Annotated in this window: 24 protein-coding genes and 1 pseudogene; 16 read left to right on the plus strand and 9 right to left on the minus strand. The window is 73.2% G+C overall.

Annotated features, from left to right (window positions below):
* Positions 1-115 precede the first annotated feature (115 nt).
* The 4 genes from catA to ACI789_RS23480 all read right to left on the minus strand — a co-directional run bounded on the left by catA (position 116) and on the right by ACI789_RS23480 (position 4248).
* The gene (gene catA, locus ACI789_RS23465; RefSeq protein ID WP_457011964.1) at positions 116-991 is read right to left on the minus strand and encodes a catechol 1,2-dioxygenase; all 876 of its coding nucleotides are present in this window, start codon (positions 989-991) and stop codon (positions 116-118) included.
* A gap of 13 nt (positions 992-1004) precedes the next feature.
* Positions 1005-2588, minus strand: coding sequence for a 4-hydroxyphenylacetate 3-hydroxylase family protein (locus tag ACI789_RS23470; RefSeq protein WP_457011965.1), 1584 nt, complete (start codon positions 2586-2588; stop codon positions 1005-1007).
* A gap of 54 nt (positions 2589-2642) precedes the next feature.
* Entirely contained in the window at positions 2643-3218 is a 576-nt protein-coding gene (locus ACI789_RS23475; RefSeq protein WP_457011966.1) for a flavin reductase family protein, read from the minus strand.
* A 355-nt stretch (positions 3219-3573) separates the two neighbouring features.
* Positions 3574-4248, minus strand: a complete 675-nt coding sequence (locus tag ACI789_RS23480; RefSeq protein ID WP_457011967.1) for a maleylpyruvate isomerase N-terminal domain-containing protein — start codon at positions 4246-4248, stop codon at positions 3574-3576.
* A gap of 559 nt (positions 4249-4807) precedes the next feature.
* Between ACI789_RS23480 and ACI789_RS23485 the strand changes: the two genes are divergently transcribed.
* The 13 genes and pseudogenes from ACI789_RS23485 to ACI789_RS23545 all read left to right on the plus strand — a co-directional run bounded on the left by ACI789_RS23485 (position 4808) and on the right by ACI789_RS23545 (position 16792).
* Positions 4808-6100 (plus strand): ABC transporter substrate-binding protein, encoded by a 1293-nt coding sequence (locus ACI789_RS23485; RefSeq protein ID WP_457011968.1) that lies wholly within the window; start codon positions 4808-4810, stop codon positions 6098-6100.
* A 44-nt stretch (positions 6101-6144) separates the two neighbouring features.
* A pseudogene (locus ACI789_RS23490) lies at positions 6145-6582 on the plus strand (ATP-binding cassette domain-containing protein); the annotation flags it as partial.
* A 144-nt stretch (positions 6583-6726) separates the two neighbouring features.
* The gene (locus tag ACI789_RS23495) at positions 6727-6855 is read left to right on the plus strand and encodes an ABC transporter ATP-binding protein C-terminal domain-containing protein (protein ID WP_457011987.1); all 129 of its coding nucleotides are present in this window, start codon (positions 6727-6729) and stop codon (positions 6853-6855) included.
* Positions 6852-7568, plus strand: coding sequence for an ABC transporter ATP-binding protein (locus ACI789_RS23500; protein WP_457011969.1), 717 nt, complete (start codon positions 6852-6854; stop codon positions 7566-7568). The genes ACI789_RS23495 and ACI789_RS23500 overlap by 4 nt, the downstream gene beginning before the upstream one ends.
* Entirely contained in the window at positions 7565-8434 is an 870-nt protein-coding gene (locus ACI789_RS23505; RefSeq protein WP_457011970.1) for a branched-chain amino acid ABC transporter permease, read from the plus strand. The genes ACI789_RS23500 and ACI789_RS23505 overlap by 4 nt, the downstream gene beginning before the upstream one ends.
* A complete protein-coding gene (locus tag ACI789_RS23510; protein WP_457011971.1) occupies positions 8431-9471 on the plus strand; it encodes a branched-chain amino acid ABC transporter permease in 1041 nt (346 codons plus the stop codon). The genes ACI789_RS23505 and ACI789_RS23510 overlap by 4 nt, the downstream gene beginning before the upstream one ends.
* Before the next feature lie 155 nt (positions 9472-9626).
* Positions 9627-10514, plus strand: coding sequence for a helix-turn-helix domain-containing protein (locus ACI789_RS23515; protein ID WP_457011972.1), 888 nt, complete (start codon positions 9627-9629; stop codon positions 10512-10514).
* Between the two features lie 134 nt (positions 10515-10648).
* Complete coding sequence (locus ACI789_RS23520; protein WP_457011973.1) at positions 10649-12421, plus strand: FAD-dependent oxidoreductase; 1773 nt, start codon at positions 10649-10651, stop codon at positions 12419-12421.
* Positions 12418-13356: an intradiol ring-cleavage dioxygenase gene (locus tag ACI789_RS23525; RefSeq protein ID WP_457011974.1), complete on the plus strand. Its 939-nt coding sequence runs from the start codon at positions 12418-12420 to the stop codon at positions 13354-13356. Before ACI789_RS23520 ends, ACI789_RS23525 begins: the two co-directional genes overlap by 4 nt.
* Complete coding sequence (locus ACI789_RS23530; RefSeq protein ID WP_457011975.1) at positions 13353-14441, plus strand: maleylacetate reductase; 1089 nt, start codon at positions 13353-13355, stop codon at positions 14439-14441. The genes ACI789_RS23525 and ACI789_RS23530 overlap by 4 nt, the downstream gene beginning before the upstream one ends.
* A 131-nt stretch (positions 14442-14572) precedes the next feature.
* Positions 14573-15463, plus strand: a complete 891-nt coding sequence (locus ACI789_RS23535; protein ID WP_457011976.1) for an NAD(P)-dependent oxidoreductase — start codon at positions 14573-14575, stop codon at positions 15461-15463.
* The gene (locus ACI789_RS23540) at positions 15460-15846 is read left to right on the plus strand and encodes a nuclear transport factor 2 family protein (RefSeq protein ID WP_457011977.1); all 387 of its coding nucleotides are present in this window, start codon (positions 15460-15462) and stop codon (positions 15844-15846) included. The genes ACI789_RS23535 and ACI789_RS23540 overlap by 4 nt, the downstream gene beginning before the upstream one ends.
* Positions 15847-15907: 61 nt before the next feature.
* A complete protein-coding gene (locus ACI789_RS23545) occupies positions 15908-16792 on the plus strand; it encodes a mycofactocin-coupled SDR family oxidoreductase (protein WP_457011978.1) in 885 nt (294 codons plus the stop codon).
* 93 nt (positions 16793-16885) lie between these two features.
* On the opposite strand, the gene ACI789_RS23550 is transcribed toward ACI789_RS23545, so the two are convergent.
* Positions 16886-17335: a carbohydrate kinase family protein gene (locus ACI789_RS23550; protein WP_457011979.1), complete on the minus strand. Its 450-nt coding sequence runs from the start codon at positions 17333-17335 to the stop codon at positions 16886-16888.
* Positions 17336-17558: 223 nt separating this feature from the next.
* Positions 17559-18962: a threonine/serine ThrE exporter family protein gene (locus ACI789_RS23555; RefSeq protein WP_457011980.1), complete on the minus strand. Its 1404-nt coding sequence runs from the start codon at positions 18960-18962 to the stop codon at positions 17559-17561.
* 411 nt (positions 18963-19373) lie between these two features.
* Here ACI789_RS23555 and ACI789_RS23560 point away from each other — a divergent pair, with 411 nt between their 5' ends.
* Positions 19374-21206: a BCCT family transporter gene (locus tag ACI789_RS23560; protein WP_457011981.1), complete on the plus strand. Its 1833-nt coding sequence runs from the start codon at positions 19374-19376 to the stop codon at positions 21204-21206.
* Positions 21207-21295: 89 nt separating this feature from the next.
* Here the strand turns inward: ACI789_RS23560 and ACI789_RS23565 are convergent, their stop codons facing one another.
* Positions 21296-21907, minus strand: coding sequence for a TetR/AcrR family transcriptional regulator (locus ACI789_RS23565; protein ID WP_457011982.1), 612 nt, complete (start codon positions 21905-21907; stop codon positions 21296-21298).
* Positions 21908-21928: 21 nt separating this feature from the next.
* Between ACI789_RS23565 and ACI789_RS23570 the strand changes: the two genes are divergently transcribed.
* Positions 21929-23137, plus strand: coding sequence for an MFS transporter (locus tag ACI789_RS23570; RefSeq protein WP_457011983.1), 1209 nt, complete (start codon positions 21929-21931; stop codon positions 23135-23137).
* Here the strand turns inward: ACI789_RS23570 and ACI789_RS23575 are convergent.
* Together ACI789_RS23575 and ACI789_RS23580 are read right to left on the minus strand one after the other, a co-directional pair.
* Positions 23114-24286 carry an NAD(P)/FAD-dependent oxidoreductase gene (locus ACI789_RS23575; protein ID WP_457011984.1) on the minus strand — a complete coding sequence of 391 codons (1173 nt, stop codon included), beginning with the start codon at positions 24284-24286 and terminating at the stop codon, positions 23114-23116. The two genes, ACI789_RS23570 and ACI789_RS23575, sit on opposite strands and share 24 nt — an antisense overlap.
* Positions 24283-24603, minus strand: coding sequence for a bifunctional 3-phenylpropionate/cinnamic acid dioxygenase ferredoxin subunit (locus ACI789_RS23580; protein ID WP_457011985.1), 321 nt, complete (start codon positions 24601-24603; stop codon positions 24283-24285). The genes ACI789_RS23575 and ACI789_RS23580 overlap by 4 nt, the downstream gene beginning before the upstream one ends.
* Before the next feature lie 131 nt (positions 24604-24734).
* Here ACI789_RS23580 and ACI789_RS23585 point away from each other — a divergent pair, with 131 nt between their 5' ends.
* A complete protein-coding gene (locus tag ACI789_RS23585) occupies positions 24735-25535 on the plus strand; it encodes an IclR family transcriptional regulator (protein WP_457011986.1) in 801 nt (266 codons plus the stop codon).
* Positions 25536-25704: the final 169 nt, after the last annotated feature.

The following is a 25704-nucleotide window of genomic DNA, read 5'->3' on the forward strand; positions in this document are numbered from 1 at the left end:
GCCCCCACCCCCGCCCCCGCCCGGGGGGGGGGGCGCGGGGGTCCGACCCCGCCGGGCGGCGGGGGCGGGCGCGGGGCCGCGCCCCCCCCCCCCCCCCCCCCCCGGCGGGCCGATCTCAAGCGGTGGCTGCGGTCTCGGCGCGTTCGAGGACGAAGTCGTACTCCACCCGGCGGGTGCCGTCGCCCTGGTCGTGCGGGTCGAGGATCAGCTCGGGCTTGACCGCCTCGGCGACGTCGCTGTCGAGCCACTCGCCGCCACGGAAGTAGAGCTGGGTGGTGATGGCCCGGTGCCCCGGCGCGCCGACGATGAGGTGCAGGTGGGCGGGGCGCCACGGGTGCCAGCCGGCGGCCTCGATGAGCTTGCCGGTGGGGCCGTCGGTCGGGATCTGGTACGGCGCGGGCTGGATGGTGCGGATCTCGAACCGCCCGTCGGCGTCGGTGACGACGACCCCACGGAGGTTGCCCTCGGGCAGGTGCGGGGCGAAGCCGGAGTAGTAGCCGGCGTCGTCGGCCTGCCAGATGTCGACCTCGGCGCCGGGGATCGGGTTGCCGTCGAGGTCGCGGACCTGGCCGGCGAAGGCGAGCGGGGTGCCCTTCTCGTCCGCGCGCATCGGCAGGGTGGCCGGGGAGGGCAGCCGCTGAGCGCCGGGGAGGTAGTAGGGGCCCAGGATGGTGCCCTTCGTGCCCTGCTGGGTGGCCGCCTGGACCTCCTCGACGACGTGCTCGACGAAGACGTCGAGGAACAGCGGCCACTCGCCGCCCTCGCCGACCTCGATCATCCAGGCCTTGGCGGCCTGGAACTCCGGATAGGTGACCTCGTGGTCGCGGATGGCCTGGTGGACGCCGGCCAGGACGGCCTTGACGACGGTGCTCACCCGCTCCGGGGAGACGGTGGCGGCGTCCCCTCCGCGGTACTGCCCGGTGGTCCGGAACGACGCGGTGGCGCTGGCGCCGGAGCCGGCCGCAGTGGGGCTGGGCTGGGTGGTGGTCATGGGTCCTCCCTGCTCACCGTCGGTTCGCGAAGATGGAGACGTCGTCGTTGCCGATGAGGTCGGGCACGGTCCAGCCGTCGAGGTCGTACTCGGCCAGGCAGGCCTCGGCGAGGCCCTTCATCTTCTCGGTGGTGCCCATGGCCTCGGCGGTGAAGAGCAGCTCGGCGCGCACGCCCTCGTGGTTGCCGGAGTAGTTGCGCTCGTACAGCTCGTGCCGGCCGCCGAACTCGGTGCCCACGGCGTCCCACAACGCCTTCATCAGCTTGACCCGGTCCACCGCCTCGATCCCGTTGGAGCCGCGGACGTACCGGTCCAGGTAGGGCCGCACCTCGGGGGTCTTGAAGTCGATGGCGTGCGAGTTGAGGTAGATCAGCCCGCTGGACACGTCCTGCTGGATGATCTCCTTGACCCGCGGATAGCCCTGCATCATGAACATCCGATAGGTGAAGGCGTACTCGAGCTTGGGCAGCAGTGCGCCGTCCTTCCACTCGTCCGGGGTCCGGGCGAGGGCGTCGGAGAGCGCCCAGAAGACGTTGCGCCAGCCGATGACCTCCCCGACCCGGGTCTGCACGCCGCGGAAGTCCTTGGTGCCAGTGGCCTCGAGCGCCTTGAGCAGCAGGCCGGCGATGAAGTCGAGCTTGACCGCCAGCCGGGTGCAGCCGTGGAGGGCGAAGCGGGGCAGGAACCCCGATTGCGGGAAGAAGTCGTTGATCTTGTCGATGTCGCCGTAGACGAAGACGTTCTCCCACGGCACCAGGACCTTGTCGAAGATGAAGATCGTGTCGTTCTCGTCCAGCCGGCTCGACAGCGGGTAGTCGAAGGGGCTGCCCATGACCGCGGCCTGCTGGCTGTAGGAGGCGCGGCAGATCAGCTTCACGCCCGGCGCGTTCATCGGCACCGTGCAGATGAGCGCGAACTCCTTCTTCTTGATCGGGAGCCCGTAGTGGGCGATGAAGTTGTAGTTCGTGATCGCCGAGCCGGTGGCCACCACCTTCGCGCCGGAGACGACGAGGCCGGCGTCGGTCTCCTTCTCCACCTTCATGAAGACGTCGCCGACCTCGTCGGGCGGGAGGTTGCGGTCGACCGGCGGGTTGATGATGGCGTGGTTCCAGTACAGGACCTTCTCCTGCGACTCGCGGTACCAGCGCTTGGCGTTCTCCTGGTACGGGGCGTAGAAGTCGCTGTTGGCGCCGAGGGTGCCGAGGAAGCTGGCCTTGTAGTCCGGTGAGCGGCCCATCCAGCCGTAGGTCATCCGCGCCCAGGCGGCGATCGCGTCCCGGTCGGCCACCATGTCCTCCACCGAGTGCGGCGCACGGAAGAACGGGTGGGTGACCCCGCCGTTGCCGGTGTCGGTCGGCGCCGTCACGACGTCCCGCTGCGCGGGGTCGTGCAGCGCGTCGTAGAGACGGGCGGTCATCCGCACGGAGTTGCGGAAGGCCGGGTGCGTGGTCACGTCGCGCACCCGTTCGCCGTAGATCCAGACCTCGCGGTCGTCGCGGAGGCTCTCGACGTACTCGTCGCCGGTCATCGGTCGGCTGGCCGTGGGGGCGTCCGGGGCGGGAGGGACGGCGGCCGGGCGTTCCTGCTCGAGGGTCACGGGAGGGCCTCCTGCGTGGGGTCGGGGGAGCGGTGGACCTGCATGCGGAGCCGGTCAGGGCGCGGCGCGGGAGCGGTGTGGGCGCAGTGGGGTGAGGTTCGCGCCGGCGTCGAACCAGCCCAGCTCGGGGCTGTCCAGCGACGCAGCCCACTCGACGCCGGTGGCGGGCGCCGCCAGTTCGCGGAACCGGCCGCCGAAGAACAGCAGCGGGTCGGCGTCGGTGACGTCGAGGTCGACGACCTCGCCGATGACGATCAGGTGGTCACCGCCGTCATAGGTGCGCCACGGCCGGCAGGAGATCGTGGCCGCATTTCCGACCAGCACCGGCGCGGTCGGTCCCTCGGCCCAGTCCGGTTCGGGGTGCTGGGGGCGGCCGGCGAAGTGCCACGCGGTGTCCAGTTGCTCGGCGGTGAGCACGTTGACCGCGAACGGGGCGCCGTCGAGGTACCGGGATGCCCTCGAAGCGCGGGTCACCGTGACCTGGCACAGCGCCGGGTCGAGCGAGATGGCGGTGAACGCGTTCACCGTGGCGCCGTGCGGTACCCCGTCGTCCTTGGCGCAGGTCACCACGGTGACGCCGGTGGCGAACCGGCCGAAGACGTTGCGGAGGGCGCGGGATTCGAGCGGCATCCGCGCCTCCTCGTGTACGCCCGCACACGGTCCCCGCTGAGCGCGGCAGAGTGTGCGCTGGGTCACATGCGACCGTCAACCCCGAGGTGCGGGACGCGGGCCCCGACCTCGTCCGGCGCATCCCACGTCGATCCCTGTGAGGTGCCGGCTCACGACGAGAGTTCCGGAGAAGCCCACCCGCGCCGAGTCACGGCTGGGGGAGCACCTCGACCCACGCGCTGTCGAGGACCTCACGGAGGAGGGCGTCCGCGCGTTGCGCCGGTTCTCCGAGGCCGCCGCCTTCCGACCGTGCCGGCGGCCGGGGAACGAGCCGCAGGTCGACCGGACCGCTCGCCCATCCTCGCAGCCGGCGCACTCACACGATGAGCGGGAGCCGAGGGTCGGGGTGAGGGGATCGACCTGACGCCGCGCGCACCCAGGTCACGTCGTCGGCCAGGTCCGGTGGCCGCCCGGCGACGGTCCGGCGGGCCAGCACGTCGTCCAGGATCGCGGCGGTCATCGTGGTGCCCGCGGGCGTCGCCACGCTGGTGCGGTCCAGCGCGTCGGTCAGGTCGATGCCGTGGACCACTGCCTCCACGACCCGGGTGGGCACCCACTCGTCGAGGCGCATGAGGGCGAAGAAGCCCGAGCCGATGGTGTCCGGAGGATGCTGTCGGATGCCGTCGAGGCTGGCCGCGAACGTGGCACGTGTGCGCTCCACCAGGCCGGCGCGGTCCTGCTCGGCGGCGTGTTTGACCGCGTAGTCGTAGACGACCGGTGCCACCCGGCTGCGGTCGGCGATGAAGAAGCTGGCCCGGTCCCGGCCGGGCTGGCCCGTCTGGATGCTGTCGAGCAGGCCGAGGGTCAGACCGATCGAGATGTCGATGTGGGCCACCAGGTCGGCCACCCGCCAGCGCGCCAGGCCCTCACCCTCGGGGACGAGGTGGGTGGGTCGAGCCCAGTCCGCGTCGGTCAGGTCCTCGAGGACGGCGTTCACCGCGTCGAGTTCGCGGGCGAGGACGTCGATGTCGTCCTCGTGTCCATGGCCCATGGCATCCTCCGGGACCCGGCGGTTTCGTGGGCCGCACCGTGGACCGGCGCGGGACAACTGTCAAGGTCTCGATGCCGCAGCGCCGTCCAGCGCCGCTCGTCGCGTCAGGAACACCTGGCCGGGTCATGCGAACGGCCCTCCACAGCACCCCTGGCGCCGTTCGCCGTGGTTCGTGAGCAGCCTGCTCCTGCCGTGTCGACGACGCGCATTTCGTGCAGCGAAGTCGGTCGGATCGTGCAGGAAGCTGCTCTGTGGTCGGCCCCACACTCGGACGCCACATGTGATCCGAGCGACAGGAGAGCGCATCCGATGGCCGACGGCGATCGAACCAGGGACGAGTGAGTCCTTGCGGAAGCTGATCCCGTGCGCCGAGCGAGCTCTCGTCCTGCGGTCGCCCGTCACCCCACCGTGCTCGTGCAGCCGATCACCGGGTCATTGCGACTCGTCCGGAACTCGTGCTGGGGCGCAGTCCGTGACAGGTCCAGCCGTCCCTGACCCACCTCCACTGCCACCGCGCCTGGCGACGTCCATTCGTCTGGCGAGACTTGAAGGAGAAGCCGTGCACAGTCGCACCCCGCTCCCGAGGCGCCTCCGGGGCCTCGCACTCGCCTCGGCGGCCCTGCTCGCGCTGACCGCCTGCGGTGGCAGCCTCGGTGGGGGTGGCGACGGCGCGGACGGCAGTACCTTGGTCATCGGCTATGTGACGCCGCAGACCGGGGCCCTGGCCCCCTTCGGCGAGGCCGACGCGTTCGTCGTCGACCAGATGACCGACTACTTCGCGGACAACCCGGTGGAGCTCGGTGGCACGAGTTACGACGTGGAGATCGTCGTCAAGGACACGCAGTCCGACTCCCGGCGGGCCGGCGAGGTGGCTGGCGAGCTGATCAACGACGACGGTGCCGACCTGATCCTCGCCGCCTCCACCCCGGACACCGTCAACCCGGTCGCCGACCAGTGCGAGGCCAACGGCGTCCCGTGCATCACCACCGTTGCGCCGTGGCAGCCGTTCTTCTTCGGCCGCGGCGGCACCGAGGACGAGGCTTTCGACTGGACCTACCACTTCTTCTGGGGCCTGGAGGACGTCGAGGCCGTCTATCAGGACATGTGGGGCCAGGTCACCACGAACAAGCAGGTCGGAGCCCTCTGGCCGAACGACCCGGACGGCAACGCGTGGAGCGGTGACTTCCCGGGCGCGGTCGGCCCGAACGGCTACACGATCACCGACCCGGGCCTCTACGAGAACGGCACGCAGGACTTCTCGGCGCAGATCGCGGCCTTCCAGGGAGCCGGCGCACAGATCCTGGCCGGCGTCCCGATCCCGCCGGACTTCGCGACCTTCTGGCAGCAGGCCCAGCAGCAGGGCTTCCGGCCGGTCATCGCCACGGTCGCCAAGGCGATCCTCTTCCCCTCCGCGGTCGAGGCGATCGGCCCGTCGGCCGACGGCCTGAGCACGGAGGTCTGGTGGAGCCCGCAGCACCCCTTCACCAGCTCGCTGACCGACCAGAACGCCCAGGCGCTGGCCGATGCCTACGAGCAGGAGACGGGGCAGCAGTGGACGCAGCCGATCGGCTTCGTGCACGCCCTCTTCGAGGTGGCCGTGGCCGCCCTCGAAGGGGCCGGCAGCGCCGAGCCGCAGGCCATCGCCGATGCGCTCTCGCAGCTGCAGGTCTCCACGATCGTCGGCGACCTGGACTGGACGGCGGGCCCGGTGCCGAACGTGGCCAAGACCCCGCTGGTCGGCGGCCAGTGGCGGGCCACCAACGGCGGCGCCCATCCCTTCGACCTGGTCATCGTGAGCAACAGCGAGGCCTCCGAGATCCCCACGGCCGGCACCGTGGAACCGCTCGGCTGATGAGCACACCACTCCTGGAGGTCGCCGGGGTCGGGAAGCGGTTCGGCCGCCTGACCGTCCTCGACGACGTCTCCTTCTCCATCGCGCCGGGCGAGGCCTTCGGCATCGTCGGGCCGAACGGCGCGGGCAAGTCGACCTTGCTCAACGTCGTCAACGGCGTCCTCCGGCCCGACGCCGGGTCGGTGCGCTTCGACGGCGCCGAGGTCACTCGGACCGGTGCGGCGGCGCGCTGCCGCGCCGGCATCGGGCGCAGCTACCAGATCCCACGGCCCTTCGGCGGGATGACGGTGTTCGAGAACGCCCTGGTGGCCGCCTCCTTCGGCGGCGGCCACAGGGGACGGGCCGCTGTCGACGGCGCCTACCACGCGCTGGAGACGGCCGGGTTGGCCGGCGCGGCAGACACCCCGGCCGGATCGCTGCGGCTGCTCGACCGGAAGCGGCTGGAGTTGGCGCGTGCGCTGGCCACCGAACCCCGGTTGGTGCTGCTCGACGAGATCGCCGGCGGGCTCAGCGAGGCCGAGGTGCCGGCCCTGGTGGAGACGGTGCGCGACCTCGGTCGCGCGGGCGTGGCGGTGGTCTGGATCGAGCACGTCGTCCACGCGCTGGTCGCCGTCGTCACTCGGCTGATGTGCCTGACCTACGGGCGGGTGCTCGCGGTCGGGGATCCGCACCAGGTGCTGGCCGATCCGCAGGTGGTCGAGGTCTACCTGGGCTCGACGATCGCCGGCGACGACCCGGTGGTGGAGGAGGCATGAGCGGCGCGCCGCTGCTCGAGGTCGACGACGTCACCGTCACCTACGGCGACGTGCCCGCGCTGCGGGGCCTGACCGTCCGGGTTGCCGAAGGGGAGACGCTGGCGGTCATCGGCGCCAACGGGGCCGGGAAGTCGACGCTGCTGAAGACCGTCGCCGGCCTGCTCCGGCCTGCCTCCGGCGCCGTCCGCCTGGACGGCGACTCGCTCGCCGGCGTCGGCGCACACCTGCGCGTGGGTCGGGGGATCGCGCTGTGCCCGGAGGGTCGACGGCTGTTCCCCAGCCTGTCGGTGCAGGAGAACCTGCAGGTCGGAGCGCACGTGCGGCGAAAGGGGCCCTGGAACCTGGCTCGGGTGTACGAGCTGTTCCCGCTGGTCGCCGACCGGCGGGCCCGGCCGGCGGCGAACCTCTCCGGCGGTGAACAGCAGGCCGTCGCCATCGGCCGCGCGCTCATGTCCAACCCGCGGCTGCTCCTGCTCGACGAGGTCTCCCTGGGCCTGGCCCCTGTGGTGGTGCGGCAGCTGTACGCGGCGCTGCCGCGCATCACCGAGCAGGGGACCACCGTGCTCGTGGTCGAGCAGGACGTGCACCAGGCGATGGCCGTGGCCGACCGCGTGCAGTGCCTCCTGGAGGGCCGCACCGCCCTGGAGGCGGCGGCCTCCGAGGTCGACCCGGCCCAGCTGACCGCGGCCTACTTCGGGGTGCGGGAGCGATGAGCTGGGTGAACGCCGTCGTGCAGGGGATCCTGCTCGGCGGGCTGTACGCACTGGTGGCCGCCGGGCTGTCCTTGATGTTCGGGGTGATGCGGATCGTCAACCTCGCGCACGGAGTGCTCGCGATCGGTGCCGCCTACCTGGCGCTGCTGCTCGGCGACCTCCTCGGCTGGCACCCGTTCCTCACCCTGCTGCTGGTCGTGCCGGTGATGGCGGCCCTCGGCTACGTGCTGCAGCGGGGTCTGCTCGACCGGGCGCTGCGCGGCGGGGAGCTGGCCCCCCTGCTGGTCACGTTCGGGCTCGCGGTGGTGCTGCAGAACCTGCTGCTGGAGGGATTCTCGGCCGACACCCAGCGGCTCGCCGTGGGCGGACTGGCCACCGCCAGCATCCGGATCTCCGACGGCCTGTCGATCGGGTGGTTCCCGCTGCTCGCCGCGGTGGTGGGCGTGCTCATCATCGCCGGGCTGGGCCAGTTCCTCGCCCGCACACGCACCGGCCGGGCGATGCGGGCCACCAGTGACGACCAGGAGGCAGCCCCGCTGATGGGCATCGACAACCGCCGGCTCTACGCCGTTGCCACGGCCATCGCGCTCGGCACAGTTGCGGTGGCCGGGGTCTTCCTCGGCGCCCGGACCACGTTCGACCCCGGCGCCGGGGCGACCACGCTGATCTTCGCGTTCGAGGCCGTGATCATCGGCGGGCTCGGCTCGCTGTGGGGGACCCTGCTCGGCGGGGTCGTGCTCGGCGTCGCGCAGAACCTGGGCGCGGCGGTCGATCCCGCCTACGGCGTGCTGGCCGGGCACCTGGTCTTCCTGGCCGTCCTCGCCGTCCGGCCCCGTGGCCTGCTGCCCGCGGCGGTGACCCGGTGACGCAGTTGCGGCCGGAAGCGCGCGGCGCGGACGCCGGCACCGCGGGCCGCGACGGGAGGGTGCGGGTCCGGCGCAGCGGCCCCGCGGCATGGATCGGCGGGGGCGTCCTGCTCGTCGCCGTCGCCGTCCTCGCCTACCTGCCCTATCTCGCCTCGCGCGGCACCCAGATCGACCTCGTGGGCCTGTTCTCCCTCGTGGTCCTCGGCACCATGTGGAACCTGCTGGCCGGCTACGGCGGGATGGTGTCCATCGGCCAGCAGGCGTGGATCGGCCTCGGCGGCTACGGCCTGGTCTACCTGGCGCAGAACCTCGGGGTGAACCCCTTCCTCGCCATCCCGCTGGCCGCCCTGGTCTGTGGGCTGCTGGCCTGGCCGACGTCGTACCTCGCCTTCCGGCTCTCCGGCGGCTACTTCGCCATCGGGACCTGGGTGATCGCCGAGGTCGTCCGGCTGGTGGTCACCCAGATCGACGCCGTCGGCGCCGGATCGGGCGCCTCGCTGAGTGCGTTCAGCGGCATCGAGCCGGTCTACCGGATCGCCTTCGTGTACTGGGTCGCCTTGGGCGTCGCGGTCGCCGTCGTTCTGGGCGTGTACCTGCTGATGCGGTCGCGGCTGGGGCTGGCGCTGACCGCGATCCGCGACGAGCCGACCGCGGCGGGGTCGTCGGGCGTGGCGGTGACCCGGGCCAAGCGGCTGGTGTTCGTGCTCGCCGCCGTGGGCTGCGGGCTGGCCGGCGCGGTGATCGTGGCGAACACCCTGCGGGTGCAGCCGGGTTCGATCTTCAGCGTCGACTACTCCGCCACGATGATCTTCATCGTGGTCATCGGGGGGCTCGGCACGATCGAGGGGCCGATCCTCGGCGCGGTCGTCTACTACCTGCTCCAGGACACTCTCGCCGACCTCGGCAACTGGTACCTGGTCATCGTCGGGGCGGTCGCGATCGCGGTCACTCTGCTGGCGCCGCGGGGGCTGTGGGGCCTGACGCGCGGGCGGCTGGCGGTCTTCCCGACCGGCTACCGGGTGGGCCGGCGCACCTGAACACCCTCGCCCGCCGCAGCCCTGTACCTGACCCGATAGGAGGACACGGACGCGGCTCTCGGCGCAGCGGACAGGGGATCCGCAGGAGGACGATGCATAAGCTGTGTGGTGCACCACACGCTGAGCGCCTCCCCGGTCGTCCAGAGGAACGGTCTGTGTCGAGTGAACTAGGGCTCCTGCACACCAACGGCATCCTCCGGCAGCCGTGGGTGATGCCCGAGCGGACCAGCGCGGGCCTGGGGTGGGACAAGCAGTACCTGTCGGTGCAGTGCGAACGGCCGTACCGCGAGTCCTTCGCGGCCGCCGGTACGCACCTCGTGATTCTGCACCTGGACGGGCCGGTGACGGTCCGGCGTGGCCAGGGCAGGGCGAGCCGCTCCCGGACGGTGCCGGCCGGGGGACTGTTCATCCAGCCGGCGGGGCGGGATCTCACCGTCGAACTCGGCGGTCCTCTCCGCACGGTGCACCTCTACCTCAGCGACGAGGTGCTCCAGGACGCTGCCGACGGAGGCCGGCCGGTCGAGCTGGCGGAGGAGCTCGGCACGAGCGATCGACTGCTGGAGCAGCTCGTGTTGTCGATGGACGAGACGCTGCGCGGGTGGGAGCCCGCCGCGCGGACGTACGTCGAGCAGCTGGGCAGCATGGTCGCCGCCCAGTTGGTGCGCCGACACGGAGTCCGCGGGTCCTCGGCGGACGCCGCGGACGACCGGCCGGCCGGCGGGCTCGGGGATCGTCAGTTCGCGGCGGTGCGGGCGGCGATGGAGGATCGGCTGGCCGAGCCGGTCTCGCTGGCCGAGCTGGCCTCGATCGCGGGGCTGAGCGTCAGCCAGTTCAGCCGGCAGTTCAAGGCGCGGACCGGCCTCGCGCCGCACCGGTTCCTCCTGGGCCTGCGCGTCGACCATGCGTGCCGGCTGCTGCGCACCGACACCGCGCCCATCGCCGACATCGCCGTTCGGTGCGGCTTCTCGCACCAGGAGCACCTCACCCGGGTCATGCGCGCACATCTGGACACCACCCCCGGTGCCGTGCGCCGCGGGTCCTGAGCCCTTCGTTCTCGGCGCGTCGACGACGCGCCTTTCGTGCAGCGAAGTCGGCCGGATCGTGCAGGAAGCCCCTCTCCGGTCGGCTCCACACTCGTCGACGAGATGTGACCCGAGCGACAAGGAGAGGGCATCCGATGCCAGACCTCGACACCGACGTCCTCGTCGTCGGCAGCGGGCCGGCCGGTTCGTCGGCCGCACTCGCGCTGGCCACCTACGGCGTGCAGACGACCGTGATCACCAAGTACGGGCGGCTCGCGGACACTCCCCGTGCGCACATCACCAACCAGCGCACGATGGAGGCCCTCCGCGACCTCGGCGTCGAGGAGGAGGTGATGGCAGAGGCCGTACCTCAGGAGTTGATGGGCAACCTCGTCTACTGCACCTCGATCGCCGGCGAGGAACTGGGCCGGCTGCACGCCTGGGGCACCCGGCCCGACCGGCTGGCCGACTACACCGCCGCCAGCCCGTCGCGGATCTGCGACATGCCGCAGGACCTGATGGAGCCGGTGCTGCTGCACAACGCCCAGTCCCGCGGGGCGAAGGTGCGCTTCGACACCGAGTACCTCTCGCTGCAGCAGGACGACGACGGCGTCACCGTGCACGTGCGCGACCGGCTGCGCGGCGACGAGTACGACATCCGCGCCCGGTACGTCATCGGCGCTGACGGGGGTCGCAGCCAGGTCGCCGAGGAGATCGGTCTACCCCTGCAGGGGCAGATGGGCGTCGGCGGCAGCATCAACATCGTCTTCGAGGCAGACCTCTCCCACCTCGTCGCCGACCGGCCCTCGGTCCTCTACTGGGTGCTGCAGCCGGGCGCCGACGTCGGCGGTATCGGCGCCGGCCTGGTGCGCATGGTCCGGCCCTGGCACAAGTGGCTGATCGTCTGGGGCTACGACATCAACGGCCCCGCGCCGGACCTCACCGAGGAGTACGCGCTCTCCATCGTCCGCAAGCTCGTCGGGGACGACTCCGTCAAGGTGACCATCAGCTCCAGCTCGGCGTGGACGGTCAACCACATGTCCGCCGAGCGCTACTCCGTCGGCCGGGTCTTCTGCGCCGGTGACGCCGTCCACCGGCACCCGCCGTCGAACGGCCTGGGCTCCAACACCTCGATCCAGGACTCCTACAACCTGGCGTGGAAGCTGGCGATGGTGCTCAAGGGCCAGGCCGGGCCGGGGCTGCTGGACACCTACTCGGCCGAGCGCGCACCGGTGGGCAAGCAGATCGTGGACCGGGCCAACCAGAGCATCGCCGACACCAGCCGGCTCTTCGATGCGCTCGGGTTGCTCGACACCAGCGACCCCGACGTGATGGTGGCGCACATGGCTGCGCGCAAGCAGGCGACGCCGGAGGCGGAGAAGCAGCGGGCGGGCCTGCGCGAGGCGATCGCGTTCAAGGACTACGAGTTCAACTGCCACGGCGTGGAGATGGACCAGCGCTACGAGTCCTCCGCGGTGGTGCCTGACGACACCCCTCCGGAGCAGCCGGCCCGTGACCCCCAGCTGTACTCGCACACGACGTCGCGCCCGGGCGCCAAGCTCCCGCACGCCTGGCTGACCACCGACCACCGACGCCAGGTCTCCACCCTCGACCTCGGCGGTCACGGCCGGTTCACCGTCTTCACCGGCATCGGCGGGGACAGCTGGGTGCGCGCCGCGGCCGTCGTGGGGGAGCGGCTGGGAGTGGACGTGGGCGCCGTCGTCATCGGCCCCGGCCAGGAGTACGACGACCTGTACGGCGACTGGGCGCGGGTCCGCGGCATCGACGACGGAGGGGTCCTGCTGGCTCGCCCGGACAACTACGTGGCCTTCCGTTCCGCCGGCGCTGCGTCCGACGCCGAGGCCGAGGCGGCGCTGGAAGCCAGCCTGCGCACCGTGCTCGACCGTGCCGAGGAGGGGCGGGCGTGAGCGACCGGCAGCTGTTCACCGAGGAGGGCTCGGCCGAGGTCGTGGCCGCCAGCTTCGCGAACACCCCCGATCCGCGGCTGAAGCGGGTGCTGACCTCGCTGGTGGGTCACCTGCACGCGTTCGTCAAGGACGTGGAGCTGACCGAGGAGGAGTGGGGGTTCGCGATCGACTTCCTCACCCGCACCGGGCACATGAGCAACGAGGTGCGGCAGGAGTTCATCCTGCTCTCCGACGTGCTGGGCGTCTCGATGCTGGTGGAGACGATCAACCACCGCACCGGCGGCACTTCGACCGAGTCCACGGTGCTGGGCCCGTTCCACATGGTCGAGTCGCCGAAGCGGGAGCTCGGTGAGGACATCAACCTCGACCGCAAGGGCACCCCGTGCCTGGTGTCGGGGCGGGTCACCGGTCCGGACGGCGAGCCGCTGGCCGGTGCCTCGGTGGACGTGTGGCAGACCAACGAGGACGGCTTCTACGACGTCCAGCAGCCCGGCATCCAGCCGCCGGGCAACCTGCGCGGGCTGTTCGCCACCGACGCGCAGGGCCGGTTCTGGTTCCGCTCGGTGGTGCCGCGGTACTACCCGATCCCCGACGACGGCCCGGTCGGGCAACTGCTGGCCGCCACCGGCCGGCACCCCAACCGCCCGGCGCACCTGCACTTCATCGTCGCCGCGGACGGCTACCGGCCGGTCACCACGCACGTGTTCGTCGCCGACAGCCCGTATCTGGACTCCGACGCGGTGTTCGGGGTCAAGGAGAGCCTGATCCGCGAGGTGGGCGAGGTGGACGACCCGGCCCGGGCCGCCGAGGTCGGGCTGGCCAACCCGTTCCGGACGCTGACGTTCGACCTGACCCTGCTGCGGGCGGGCGACGCCCCGCCGGCGGCCTCACCGGCCGACGTGCAGCCGACCGTGGTGCGCGGAGCGCCGTCGTGATCGCCCCGTTCACCTACTCCGCGCTGCCGATGCGGGTGGTGTTCGGCGCCGGGTCGCTGGCCAAGCTCCCGGAAGAGGTCACCGCGCTGGGCCTGACCCGGGTGCTGGTGCTGTGCTCCCCGGAGCAGGAGGACACCGGCAAGCAGGTCGCCGGCGCCCTGGGCGACCGCGCCGCCGGCGTGCTGCCCGAGGCCCGGATGCACGTGCCGATCGAGGTGGCCACCCGCGCCCGGGACCTCGCCCGCGAGCTGGGCGCCGACGGCTGCGTGGCCGTCGGCGGCGGCTCGGCGGTCGGGCTGGGCAAGGCCATCGCGCTCGAGCACGGCCTGCCGGTGATCGCGGTGCCGACGACCTACGCCGGCTCGGAGATGACCCCGGTGTGGGGGCTGACCGAGGCCGGCGCCAAGCGCACCGGCCGCGATCTGCGGGTGCTGCCGCGCAGCGTGGTCTACGACGCCGAGCTCACCCTCACCCTGCCGGCGGGACTGTCGGCCACCAGCGGGTTGAACGCGATCGCCCACGCCGTGGAGGGCCTCTACGCGCCCGACGCGACGCCGATCGTGTCGCTGATGGCCGAGGAGGGCGCCCGCGCCCTGGCCGCCGCGCTGCCGGCGGTGGTGGCCGACGGATCCGACCTCGACGCCCGCGGTGAGGCGCAGTACGGGGCCTGGCTGTGCGGTGCGGTGCTGGCCGCCACGACCATGTCGCTGCACCACAAGCTGTGCCACACCCTCGGCGGCACGCTGGACCTGCCGCACGCGCAGACCCACACCGTCGTCCTGCCGCACGCGCTGGCGTACAACCAGCCCGCCACGCCGCAGGCGGTCGCCGCGCTGTCCCGGGCGCTGGGCGGCGTGCCGGACCCGGCGCGGGAGCTGTGGGAGCTGGCCGGCCGGCTGGGCGCCCCCCGCTCGTTGGCCGAGCTCGGCATGCAGGAACAGGACATCGGCCGCATCGCCGAGCTCGCCGTCGCCGGGGGGGCCGGGTCGAGCTATCGCAACCCCCGGCCGGTCACCCGCGACGGCGTCGAGGCCCTGCTCCGCGCCGCCTGGGCGGGAGAACCGCCGCCCGCCCTGCGGCGCTAGCGCGCCGACCGGGCGCCGGCCCGGCCTGCCCCGGGGACCGGTGCCTCCCCGCGGGCGTCGGGTCGTCCCCGGTCCGTCTCAGCGTCTCGCCGGCTCCAGCGAGACCCACCCTCAGCTCCAGGAGGTCAGTCATGCAGGTCGGGTTCGCCGGTCTGGGCCGGATGGGGCGCCCCATGGCGCGCCACCTGGCACTCGCCGGTCACCGGGTCGTCGGGTACGACCCCGCGCTCTCCACCGGGGCCGTGCCGCCCGAGCTGGCGGACGCCGGCGTCGAGGTGGTCGAGGACGCCTCTCGGCTCGCCGGGACCGAGGTGTCGGTGAGCATGCTGCCGGACGCCGCGACCACCGAGAGCCTGCTGTTCGGCGAGCGCGGGATCGTGGCGCACGGCGGCCCCTCCCACGTGCACGTGGTGATGGGGACCGTCGGCGCCGCGCCGGTCCGCGCACTCGCGGAGAAGGCGCACGCGACCGGCGTCGTCCTCGCCGACGCCCCGGTGTCCGGCAGCGTCAGCATGGCCGAGGACGCCACCCTCACCGCGATGGTCGGCGCGGAGCCGGAGGTGTTCGCCGCCGTACGACCCCTGCTCGCCGCGATGACCCGGGCCCAGTTCCACACCGGGCCGGTGGGTTCCGGATCGGCCGCCAAGCTCGCGGTGAACCTCGCGCTGGCGTCGCTGAACCAGGCCGTGGCGGAGGCGCTGGTGGTCGCGCGCGCCGACGGGCTCGACCCCGAGGTGTTCTACGACGTCCTCCAGGCCAGTGCCGTGGCGGCGCCCTACGTCTCCTACAAGCGCGAGACGTTCCTGAGGCCGGAGAGTGCCGGCGTGGCCTTCCCGGTCTCCCTGCTGCACAAGGACGTCGGACTGGGCCTGGAGCTCGCCCGCGAGCACCACCTGGACCTCCCGGTCGCGACCACGGTCGGTCGCGTCCTCGACGACGCGCGGCGAGCCGGCCTGTCCGACCGGGACATGGCCGAGGTCCTGCGACTTCTCCGGAACGACAACCCGATGGAGGAACGATGACCCTGTCCGACACGCTCTCCACCAGCCAGATCGAGGACCTCGAGGACCGTCGCTACGCGGCGATGGTCGACGCCGACCTCGACGCCCTGGACGAGCTGCTCAGCGACGACGTCCGCTACGCCCACTCCAACGCGACGGTCGACAGCAAGGCCGACTACCTGGAGATGCTGCGCACCGGGACGCTCGTCTACCACAGCCTCGAGCACACCACCGAGGCCGTCGTGAGCCGACCCGGTGTGGTGGTCGTCGGTGGCACGATGTCCGGCTCGATCCACATGAACGGGGTCGCCAAGACGCTCAACAGCCGGGTCGCCGCGGTGTGGGTCGCCGAGGGGGACCGGTGGCGCCTGCTGGCGTTCCAGCCCACCGCGATCCCGGCCTGACCCGTCGTCCCGGCTGCACGGACAGCCCCGGACCACCCGAACTCGAGAGGAAGTCGTGGACATGAGCGGTCGGCTCGCTGGTCGCGTCGCATTCATCACCGGCGCCGCACGGGGGCAGGGCAGGGCACACGCCGTCGCGATGGCCCGTGAGGGTGCCGACGTCGTGTGCCTGGACGTCCCGGACGCCCTGGAGACGCTGCCCTACGCCCCCGGGACGGCGGAGGACCTCAAGGAGACGGTCGCCGCCGTCGAGGCCCTGGACCGCCGGGCCATCGCCGTGCAGGGGGACGTGCGCCGGCAGGAGGATCTCGATGCCGCCGTCGAGCGGGCCGTCAGCGAGCTGGGCCGGCTGGACGTCGTCGTCGCCAACGCCGGCATCTGGGCCCTCACGCCGGCGTGGGAGATCACCGAGCAGCAGTGGGCCGAGATGGTCGACGTCGTCCTCTCGGGTCCGTGGCGGACGGTGAAGGCGGCCGCACCGCACCTGCTGGCGCAGGGCAGCGGGTCGGTGATCCTCACGTCGTCGGTCAACGGACTCGAGGCCGGCCCCGGCTTCGCGCACTACACGGCCGCCAAGCACGGGGTCATCGGGTTGATGAAGAGCCTCGCCGTGGAGATGGCGCCGTACGGCGTGCGGTGCAACGCCATCTGTCCCGGCTTCGTCGACACGAAGATGAACGACTGGCAGGGGTCCTACGACATGATGGCCGGCCACACCGGCGGCACCGCGGAGGACCGCGCGGAGAGCGCCCGCAACTGGCACGCGCTGGCCGGACTGGGCATGTTGAGCCCGGAGACGATCAGCCGAGCTGTGGTGTTCCTGGCCTCGGACGACGCGGCCGACATCACCGGTGTGGCACTGCCCGTCGACGGCGGCCACATGGTCCTGCCGAGTTTCAACACCTCCCCGGTCCGCGAGCCGCTGTCCTGGGCGCCTCCCCGCTGACCCCGCAGCTGGGACGGGCGCGGTCAAGCCGCGCCCGTCCCGGTCGCCGGCCTCGCCGGGGACACCGTCGACCGTCCGGGAGGAGGCCGGGCGTCAACGCCGGACGGGTTCCCGGTCGGTCAGCAGGGAGAGCTCCTCGCGCCGCGGGAGGCCCTCCCAGTCGCCGGACGTGAGGCAGACGAAGGCCCCGGTCGTGACCGCCAGCGCCAGCCGTGCGGCGGGCGAGCCGCCGGCGAGGCGCTCGGCGAGATAGCCGGCCACGAAGGCGTCCCCGGCCCCGACGGTGTCGACCACGTCCACGGGGACGGCACTCGACCGGGTGGCCGTTGCTGCTCGCCGCACCCGCGGCGTCCTCGACGACAGCGTCCACCGGACCGGCGAGGGCCAGTGGTCGAGGAAGTGGGCCACGCCGACGACGGCCTTGCCGCGGTCCTCGGCGAAGAGGGCCGCGGCGGTGAGCAGCTCGGCGACCCGCCGGCCGGCGCCGGCGGCGTCCCCCTGCGTCCGGCCCGATTCCCTGCCGGGCCGACCGGGTTGCTCCACGCGGCAGCGCCCGGCGGCCGTCGGCCCCGAGCGTGAACGGCGGCGGACGTCCCTGATCCACCTGGGGTCAGGCCCACGACTTGTCGACCAGACCAGGAACGGGAGCCAGGAGCCGTCGTGCGAAGGACGCCGCTCCGGGTCCCGAGCACTGCCCCAGCGACGGGACGCCGTCGCGACGGCGGGGTCGAGGCGTGCGCAGTGCCCAGCCCCGCCGGTGAGCCGCTCAGTCGGTGGTCATGGCTCGCCTGCGGACCCGTTCGTCGAAGCGGTCCCGCTCGGCGCTGACCGGCCTGCCGAGGTACTCGCCCAGCGTGACGCCGGCGGCGAGCGCGAGCCCGACGGCCAGCGCCCCGACGAGGGCGGCCAGTCCGCCGTCGATGTCGCCGTCGACGACGATCAGGAACAGGCCGTGGTAGATCGCCAGCCCCGGCAGCAGAGGGACGATGCCGCAGACGGCGACGAGCTGCGGTGGGACCCGGAGCCGCTGGGTCAGCACCTCTCCGCAGAACCCGATGACGACGGCCGCGACCCCGCTGGCCAGTGGAGCGCCGGCGCCGAGGGTGCTGAGCGCCCAGAACGTCGTCCAGGCCAGCGCTCCGGCGACCGCGGCGAGGCCGACCGCGCGGGGCCGGGCATGGCTGGCCAGGGCCCAGAAGCCGGCGATCCCGGCCGATGCGGCCAGCGCGACGGCGACCGGTACCGGGAGCGGAGCGGTGGTGACGACGGTCAGCGGGAGGTGGGCGCGCTGGGCCGCGTCGAGCACGCCGGCGATGCCGACGACGATGCCGGCGGTCAGCGTCACCACCTCGAAGGCCCGCGCCCCGGCGGTCACCGGGAACCCGCTGATCGCGTCCTGCGCGGCGCTGACAAGGGAGAGCCCGGCGAGGAGGACCACGATGCCGGCGGCGACGACCAGGGAGGTCCGGACGTCGACGTCCCAGGCCAGCAGGAGGACGGCCACCCCGGTGGCGAGCGCGGCCCCCACCACCTGCTGGAAGAAGACCGGCAGGCTCCGCCGGTTGAGCACGCGCATGACCTGCTCGATCCCGGCGGTGGTCAGCGCCGCGATGAGGGCCTCCAGCCACCCACCGCCGAGGACGAGCCCGAAACAACCGGCCACGCCGGCCCAGGCCAGCGCGTTCACGGTCCGGCGGTACGTGGCCGGCGCCGCGACCACGCGGTCCAGCCGGCGGTGCGCCTCCTCGACGTCGAGGCCGTCCGCACTGATCGCACGAACCAGGTCGGTGACCCCCTGGAGGCGGGTGTAGTCCAGCCGGCTCATCCGCACGATGCGCATCGCGGTGAGCGGTACCGCGTCCTCGCGGTCGACGCTGACTGTGAGAGAGGTGAACGTGATGTCGACCTGGCAACTGGTCAGCCCGTAGGCCGCGGCGACCCGCAGCACCGTCGCGGTCACGTCGGCAGAGGGGGCTCCGACGGCGAGCATGGACGCCCCGATGCGCAGTGCCAGGCCGAGCGCGGCGTGAGCGGTGAGGTCGTCCATCCGGCTGGGCTGGGCCCGCAGGCCGATGGGCGCCGTCGGCGGGTCGCTCCCCGCGATCGCCCGCCAGGCCCGCTCCGGGAGACGCGAGTACGGCACACGGCGGCGGGGAGGCCAGGCGGGCACGCGCCCAGGCTATGGCTCCGCGACCTGCGCAACCGACCGTGCCCTGACCACCCGGCCCACGACACCCGCACCCGAGTCCACGGCCCGGCCGGGGGCCGTCACGTGCCGGAGCGCTGCACGGGCGCACCGGACTCCGCGTCGTTACGCCCGGATGACGCAGAGCCCGTCTCGTGCGGAATGTGTAAAGAATCACTGTGGACCCTTGTTCCGGGCCAGAGCCTCTGGTTCCCTCATGCGAAGTCGGTCTCGGATGACGCAACAAGACAGGGGAGTGTCATGGAGAAACCGCGGAGCGGAAACCCCTCGTCCTCTCGCCCGGTGAGCCGGTCGGGGCCCGGGGATCCTGCAGCGCCCGGCGTGGCCGGCGGAGCGGCAGCCGAACACGTCCCCGTCGACGCCACGGACGTGACCGTGACCGGGACCCACCCGGCCATCGCCGAGCCGCCGCCCTGCGTCGCCGACCGGCACTGGGCGGTGGACCGGGTCCTGTTCGCCATCGCCGCGGTCATGGCGCTCGGCTTCGTCGCCTGGGGCTTCGCCACCCCCACGGGCCTCGGCACGGTGAGCGGCTCGGTCCTCGGCTGGATCACCGGCAGGCTGGGCTGGCTGTTCGTGCTGCTCGCGTCGGCCTTCGTCGTCTACGTGATCTGGCTGGCGGCCGGCAAGTACGGACGGATCCCGCTCGGGCGTGACGACGAGCGGCCGGAGTTCCGCACCATCTCGTGGATCGCGATGATGTTCAGCGCCGGCATGGGCATCGGGCTGATGTTCTTCGGGGTCGCCGAGCCGCTGTCGCACTACGTCGGCCCGCCGCCGCTCACGTCCGAGGCCGAGAGCGCTCAGGCGATCCAGACGGCGATGGCGACCACGCTGTTCCACTGGACGCTGCACCCGTGGGCGATGTACGCCGTCGTCGGGCTGGCCATCGCCTACGGCACCTTCCGCAAGGGCCGCCGCCAGCTGATCAGTTCCGCCTTCATCCCGCTGCTCGGCCGGCGGCGGGCGGAGGGCCCGGTCGGCCGGGTCATCGACGTCCTCGCGATCTTCGCGACGCTGTTCGGGTCGGCGGCCTCCCTCGGGCTCGGTGCCCTGCAGATCGGCAGCGGGGTGGAGATCCTCGGCTGGGCGGGGGACGTCGGCAACGGCGTCCTGGTCGCCATCATCGCGATCCTGACCGCCGCCTTCGTCGCCTCGGCGGTCTCCGGCATCGAGCGCGGGATCCAGTGGCTGTCCAACACCAACATGGTCCTGGCTCTGCTGCTCGCCGTGTTCGTGTTCGTCCTCGGCCCGACGATCTTCATCCTCAACCTCATCCCCGACGCGATCGGCAGCTACTTCTCCGACCTCGGCGAGATGGCGGCGCGCACGGAGGCCACCGGCGGCGACGCGATGGCCACCTGGCTGCGTGGCTGGACGGTCTTCTACTGGGCCTGGTGGATCAGCTGGACGCCGTTCGTCGGGCTGTTCATCGCGCGGATCAGCCGCGGGCGGACGATCCGGCAGTTCGTCACGGGCGTCCTGCTGGTGCCCAGCCTGGTCAGCCTGCTGTGGTTCGCCGTGTTCGGCGGAGCCGGGATCGCCGCCCAGCGCGACGGCCTCGACGTCGCCGGCCAGGGCACCACGGAGGGCCAGCTGTTCGCCGTCCTCGAGCAGTACCCCCTGGCCACCGCCGCGACCGTGCTCGTGATGGTCCTCGTGGCGATCTTCTTCGTGTCCGGTGCGGACGCGGCCTCGATCGTCATGGGTTCGCTGTCGCAGCGCGGCACCCTGGAACCCAGCCGCTGGGTCGTCGTGTTCTGGGGCGTGGTGATGGGTTCCGTCGCAGCGATCATGCTGCTCCTCGGGGAGGACGGCGCCGCACTGACCGGGCTGCAGAACCTGACGATCATCGTGGCCCTGCCGTTCGCCCTGGTGATGGCGGCGATGGCCGTGAGCCTGGTCAAGGACCTGCGGCGCGACCCCATCGTGCTGCGGGGCAACTACGCCAGCCTGGCGATCGAGCAGGCCGTCGTCGACGGCATCAGCCGCCACGGCGACGACTTCGTCCTCGTGGTGGAGCCCTCCCGGCTCCCCGACGATCCGGACGTGCCGGCGCCGGCGTCCCCGACGGGTCCGGAGACGGTCGGCCGGCTGCCCATCAGGCCGAGCGGCAACTTCGTGGCGCAGGTGGAGGGCCCGTCGGTCCCGTCCCAGGGGCAGCCCGAGGCCGAGCCCATCGGCCGCCCGCTCGATCCCCGCGACTGAGGCCGGCCCGACACACGGTGAGCCTCCCGGTACCGGAGCTGCTGAGGCCGCTCCGGTACCGGGAGGCTGGCGCCCGTGGGGGGGTGTGCTCAGCCGGAGGAGGACGCCGGACGCAGCCGGCCCGCCAGCCAGTCCGCTGCCGCCTGCCGGGCGCGCTGCACCGGATCGCCCGTGTCCAGTCCGGGGGTGGCCGCCTGGCGCGCGAGCCGGGCCAGCGCGCCGTCGTAGAAGGCCAGCAGACCGTCGGCGACGTCGGTGGGCCTGTCGGCGCCGGCGGACTCGGCCAGCCGGTGGAGGCGCTCGGTCAGCAGCCGCGAGTCGGCGGCCAGCCACTGCCGGCCGGGATGGCCCGGCGGCAGCTCGGTGGCCGCCGCGAGGAACGCGCACCCGCGGCGGTTGCCCTCGGCCGCGCGGTAGCGCGCGACCGCGTCGAAGACCGACAGCAGCCGGTCGACCGGATCGGTCTGCTCGTCGAGGACCTCGTCCCAGGTCTGCTGCCAGCGCCGGAAGCGGTCCTCGAGGTAGGCCGCGACCAGTCCGTCCTTGCCGGAGAAGTGGGCGTACAGGGTCGCCGGTGACACCCGGGCGCGGGCCAGGACGGCGTCCACGCCGGTCGCGGCGATCCCGGACTCGTAGAACAGCTGCCCGGCGGCAGCGAGCAGCCGCTCCCGGGCCGGTCGACTCGCGGCGGCGGTGGGCACCGCCCTAGCATAACGATCGTTATGTCGAAACGATCGTTACAGTCGGCTCGCGGCCCGGACGGCGGGCAGGCGCCGCGCGCGCTGGTGGTCAGCGGACTGCTGGTCGTCGCCGTGACCTACGGCCTGACCCGGTACGGGTTCGGCCTCTACCTGCCGCATTTCCGCTCGGACCTCGGGCTGACGCCCGGTGCCGCCGGGGGCATCGCCGCGAGCAGCTACCTCGCCTACTGCGCCGCTGCCGGGCTGGGGCTGTACCTGGTCGGCCGGGGCCGGGCGCGTCCGGCCCTGTGGTCGGCCGGTCTCAGTGCCGCCGCGGGTTCACTGGCGGTCGCGTCCGCCGAGGGCACACCGGTCCTGGCGATCGGGGCGCTGGTCGCCGGCAGCGGAGCCGGCGCCGCCAGTCCGGCGCTGGTGGCCGCCGTGGCCGGGACGGTGTCGCCGGCCGCCGAGCCGCGCTCCCAGGCGGTGGTCAACAGCGGCACCGGGGCAGGCGTGGTCGCCGGTGGCCTGGTGGTGCTGGCCTGGCCGGGGGAGTGGCGGTGGGCGTGGGTCGCCTTCGCCGGGAGCGCGCTGCTCGTGACCTGGTGGGCCGACCGGTCGGCCTGCTGGCGCCCACCGGTGCCGGACCGCGACCGGCCGGAGTCCGGACTGCAGCCGCGGCGGCTCGTCCGCGCGTTGACCGCCGCGCTGCTCGCCGGGGCCGGTGGGGCCGGGGTGTGGACCTTCGGTGCCGACGTGACGACCGGGAGCGGACTGCCCTCCCGGGTCTCCGGGCTGCTGTGGTGCCTACTGGGCGGTGCCGCCCTGCTCGGCGGCCTGAGCGGGAGCGCCGTGCGCCGAGCCGGCCTCCCCGCCGCCTGGCTGGCCTCGGCCGGCCTCGCCGCCGCCGGCACGGGACTGCTCGCCTGGCGGCCGGGGTCGGTCGTGCTCGCCGCTACGGCCCTGGCGCTCTTCGGCTGCGGGTTCGTGGCCCTCAGCGGCGTGCTGATCGTCTGGGGCAGTCGGCTCGCGCCGGGAGCGGCCGCCCAGGCCACGGCCCTGCTGTTCATCGCGCTGACCGCCGGCCAGGCCGCCGGCGCCGCCCTCCTCGGGGTCCTCGCCGACACCGCCGGATCCCGGGCTGCGCTCGCCGCCGCCGCGGTCCTCGTGGCGGCCGCCGCGCTCGCCGCCCCGCGCGCCGGTGGCCGGACGGCGCCGGCGGGGCGGTCAGGACGGCGTGGGCACCGCTGAGCGCAGTTGCCGGCGCCACCGGGTGAACAACCGCGGCTGGTTCATCCCGAGGACGGCGACGGGCTGCCCGTCGCGCTCGTAGACCACCAGGAAGCTGCGGTCGGCGCAGCTGCCCTCCACCACGCGGGCGACGTCCCCCTCGCGGCGCGATCCCGCGAACTGGATGCGGGCCCCGTACTGGTCGGACCAGAAGTAGGGCACCGGCGGCGGCGCGGGCTCCCCGGCGCCGAGCAGGGTGGCGACCGCGGTCGCCGGGTGCTCGAGCGCGTGCGTCCAGTGCTCGGTGCGGACGTGCCGCTCGGCGGCAGCCGACCACGCCGCGGCGCAGTCGCCGACCGCGACCACGCCCGGGGTGTTCGTCGCGCCGCGCGCGTCGGTGAGGACGCCGTTGCCGAGGGCCACGCCGGAGTCGGCCAGCCACTCGACGTTGGGCAGCGCGCCGATCCCCACGACCACCACGTCGGCGGGCAGGCGGGTGCCGTCGGTCAGCTCGACCGCCTCCACCCTCCCGGTGCCGACCAGGCCGGCGACACCGGTGCCGACGAGCAGCCGGGTGCCGTGGTCGGCGTGCAACCCGGCGCAGACCGCACCCATGTCGGCACCCAGCGGACCGGCGAGCGGGACGGGCTGGGTCTCCACGACGGTGACCTCACATCCCAGCGTGCGGGCCGTGGAGGCGACCTCCGCCCCGATGAAGCCCGCGCCGATCACGACCAGACGTCCACCGGCGGCGAGGTCGGCGCGCAGGGCGACCGCGTCGTCCAGGGAGCGCAGCACGTGCACGCCGGCGAGCCTCTCGCTGCCGGGCAGGCGGCGGGCGCGGGCCCCTGTGGCGAGGACGACGCCGTCGGCCCGGACCTCGCTGCCGTCGTCCAGCAGCACCGTGCGGCCGAGGCGGTCCAGGCCGACCGCCGTGGCGCCCAGCCGCCACTCGAGGGAGAGGTCGTCGTCGTCCGGTGTGCCCAGGGCGATGTCCTCCAGCGTGGCCGTCCCGGCCAGGAACTCCTTCGACAGGGGTGGGCGGTCGTACGGGGCGTGCACCTCGTCGCCGATGACCACGATGCGGCCCTCGAAGGACTGCTCCCGCAGCGCACGCGCAGCCGAGAGGCCGGCCAGGGACGCGCCGACCACGGCGACCGTGGGGGTCATGCGGCACCGTCCGCGGGCACGCCGGGCTGCACGTAGACCACGTCGTCCCGGACGACGACCGCGTGCGTGCGGACCGGCGTCTTGGCCGGCGGACCGGACACCTTGCCGGTGCGCAGGTCGAAGCACGAGGAGTGCAGGGGGCACTCCACGGCGCAGCCGTCCAGCCAGCCGTCGGCCAGCGAGGCGTCCTGGTGGGTGCAGGTGTCGTCGATCGCGTAGAAGTCGCCGTCGACGTTGAAGACCGCGATGGGCTCGTCGGCCGCTACTCGGATGGCCTCACCGGGCGGCAGCGCGGTCGTGGGACAGACCGGGATCATGGGCGCTCCAGCTCGTCGTTGTTGCATTTGACGCAACGCTGTGCTGATAGCGCAACAGCCTGCTCGCGCTTCACCCCTTCGTCAAGAGGAAGGGGAGCGGGGGCGCGGCAGGGGCCACCTACCCTGAGATCATGAGCGAGGCGCAGGCAGAGAACGCAGAGCGAGGCTCGGTCGCCGTCGTGCAGTCCGTGGACCGCGCCTTGAGCGTCCTCGAGATCCTGGCGGCCCAGGGGGAGGCCGGCGTCACCGAGGTGGCGGCCGAACTCGGTGTGCACAAGTCCACGGCCTTCCGGCTGGTCGCGGCCCTCGAGAGCCGGGGCTTCGTCGAGCAGCTGGCCGACCGGGGCAAGTACCGGCTGGGCTTCGGAGTCGTGCGCCTGGCCGGCGCGGCCGCCGCACAGCTGGACATCGCGCGCGAGGGGCGGCCGATCTGCGAGGCGCTGGCCGCCGAGCTCGAGGAGACGGTCAACATCGCCATCCTGGACGGCGATCGCGCGGTGAACGTCAGCCAGGTCCGCGGGCCGGCGGCCCTCAGCACGCACAACTGGGTGGGGCAGGGCACCCCGCTGCACGCCACGTCGAGCGGCAAGGTGCTCCTGGCGCACGCGCCCGACGCCGTCCGCAAGGGCGTGCTCTCCCGGGAGCTGCCGCGCTACACGCACGCCACGACCACCGACCCCGAGGCGCTGCGGCAGGACCTCGACCTGATCGTCGAGCAGGGGTGGGGCAGCACCGTCGAGGAGTACGAGGTCGGCCTCAACGCCCTCGCCGCGCCCGTGCGGGGCGCGGACGGCGACGTGATGGCGGCGCTGAGCGTCTCCGGGCCGTCCTTCCGCATGGACCCGGCCGACTTCCCGCGACTGGCCCGTCGCGTGCTGTCGGGCGCCGACGAGCTGAGCCGGAGGCTCGGCTTCTTCAGCCAGACGCGCTGACCCCGCGGGGGTCGCCCGCCCGGCGCCGCCCCGCCTCGCAGCGCCCGCTCGGGTCGCCTCCCTGGGGGGGGGGGGGGGGGGGGGGGGGGGGGGGGGGGGGGGGCGCGGGGGGGGGGGGGGGGGGCGCCCCCGGCCGCGGCCGCCGCCGTGGCCTTGTTTCTGTGGGGGT

Source organism: Geodermatophilus sp. SYSU D00965 (assembly GCF_054050075.1).

Coding starts and splice junctions, on each gene's coding strand:
- ACI789_RS23575 (WP_457011984.1), bottom strand. CDS start 24,286: ATGACCCCCACGGTCGCCGTGGTCGGCGCGTCCCTGGCCGGCCTCTCG.
- ACI789_RS23540 (WP_457011977.1), top strand. CDS start 15,460: ATGACCCTGTCCGACACGCTCTCCACCAGCCAGATCGAGGACCTCGAG.
- ACI789_RS23505 (WP_457011970.1), top strand. CDS start 7,565: ATGAGCTGGGTGAACGCCGTCGTGCAGGGGATCCTGCTCGGCGGGCTG.
- catA (WP_457011964.1), bottom strand. CDS start 991: ATGACCACCACCCAGCCCAGCCCCACTGCGGCCGGCTCCGGCGCCAGC.
- ACI789_RS23535 (WP_457011976.1), top strand. CDS start 14,573: ATGCAGGTCGGGTTCGCCGGTCTGGGCCGGATGGGGCGCCCCATGGCG.
- ACI789_RS23570 (WP_457011983.1), top strand. CDS start 21,929: ATGTCGAAACGATCGTTACAGTCGGCTCGCGGCCCGGACGGCGGGCAG.
- ACI789_RS23475 (WP_457011966.1), bottom strand. CDS start 3,218: ATGCCGCTCGAATCCCGCGCCCTCCGCAACGTCTTCGGCCGGTTCGCC.
- ACI789_RS23500 (WP_457011969.1), top strand. CDS start 6,852: ATGAGCGGCGCGCCGCTGCTCGAGGTCGACGACGTCACCGTCACCTAC.
- ACI789_RS23480 (WP_457011967.1), bottom strand. CDS start 4,248: ATGGGCCATGGACACGAGGACGACATCGACGTCCTCGCCCGCGAACTC.
- ACI789_RS23495 (WP_457011987.1), top strand. CDS start 6,727: ATGTGCCTGACCTACGGGCGGGTGCTCGCGGTCGGGGATCCGCACCAG.
- ACI789_RS23580 (WP_457011985.1), bottom strand. CDS start 24,603: ATGATCCCGGTCTGTCCCACGACCGCGCTGCCGCCCGGTGAGGCCATC.
- ACI789_RS23545 (WP_457011978.1), top strand. CDS start 15,908: ATGAGCGGTCGGCTCGCTGGTCGCGTCGCATTCATCACCGGCGCCGCA.
- ACI789_RS23585 (WP_457011986.1), top strand. CDS start 24,735: ATGAGCGAGGCGCAGGCAGAGAACGCAGAGCGAGGCTCGGTCGCCGTC.
- ACI789_RS23520 (WP_457011973.1), top strand. CDS start 10,649: ATGCCAGACCTCGACACCGACGTCCTCGTCGTCGGCAGCGGGCCGGCC.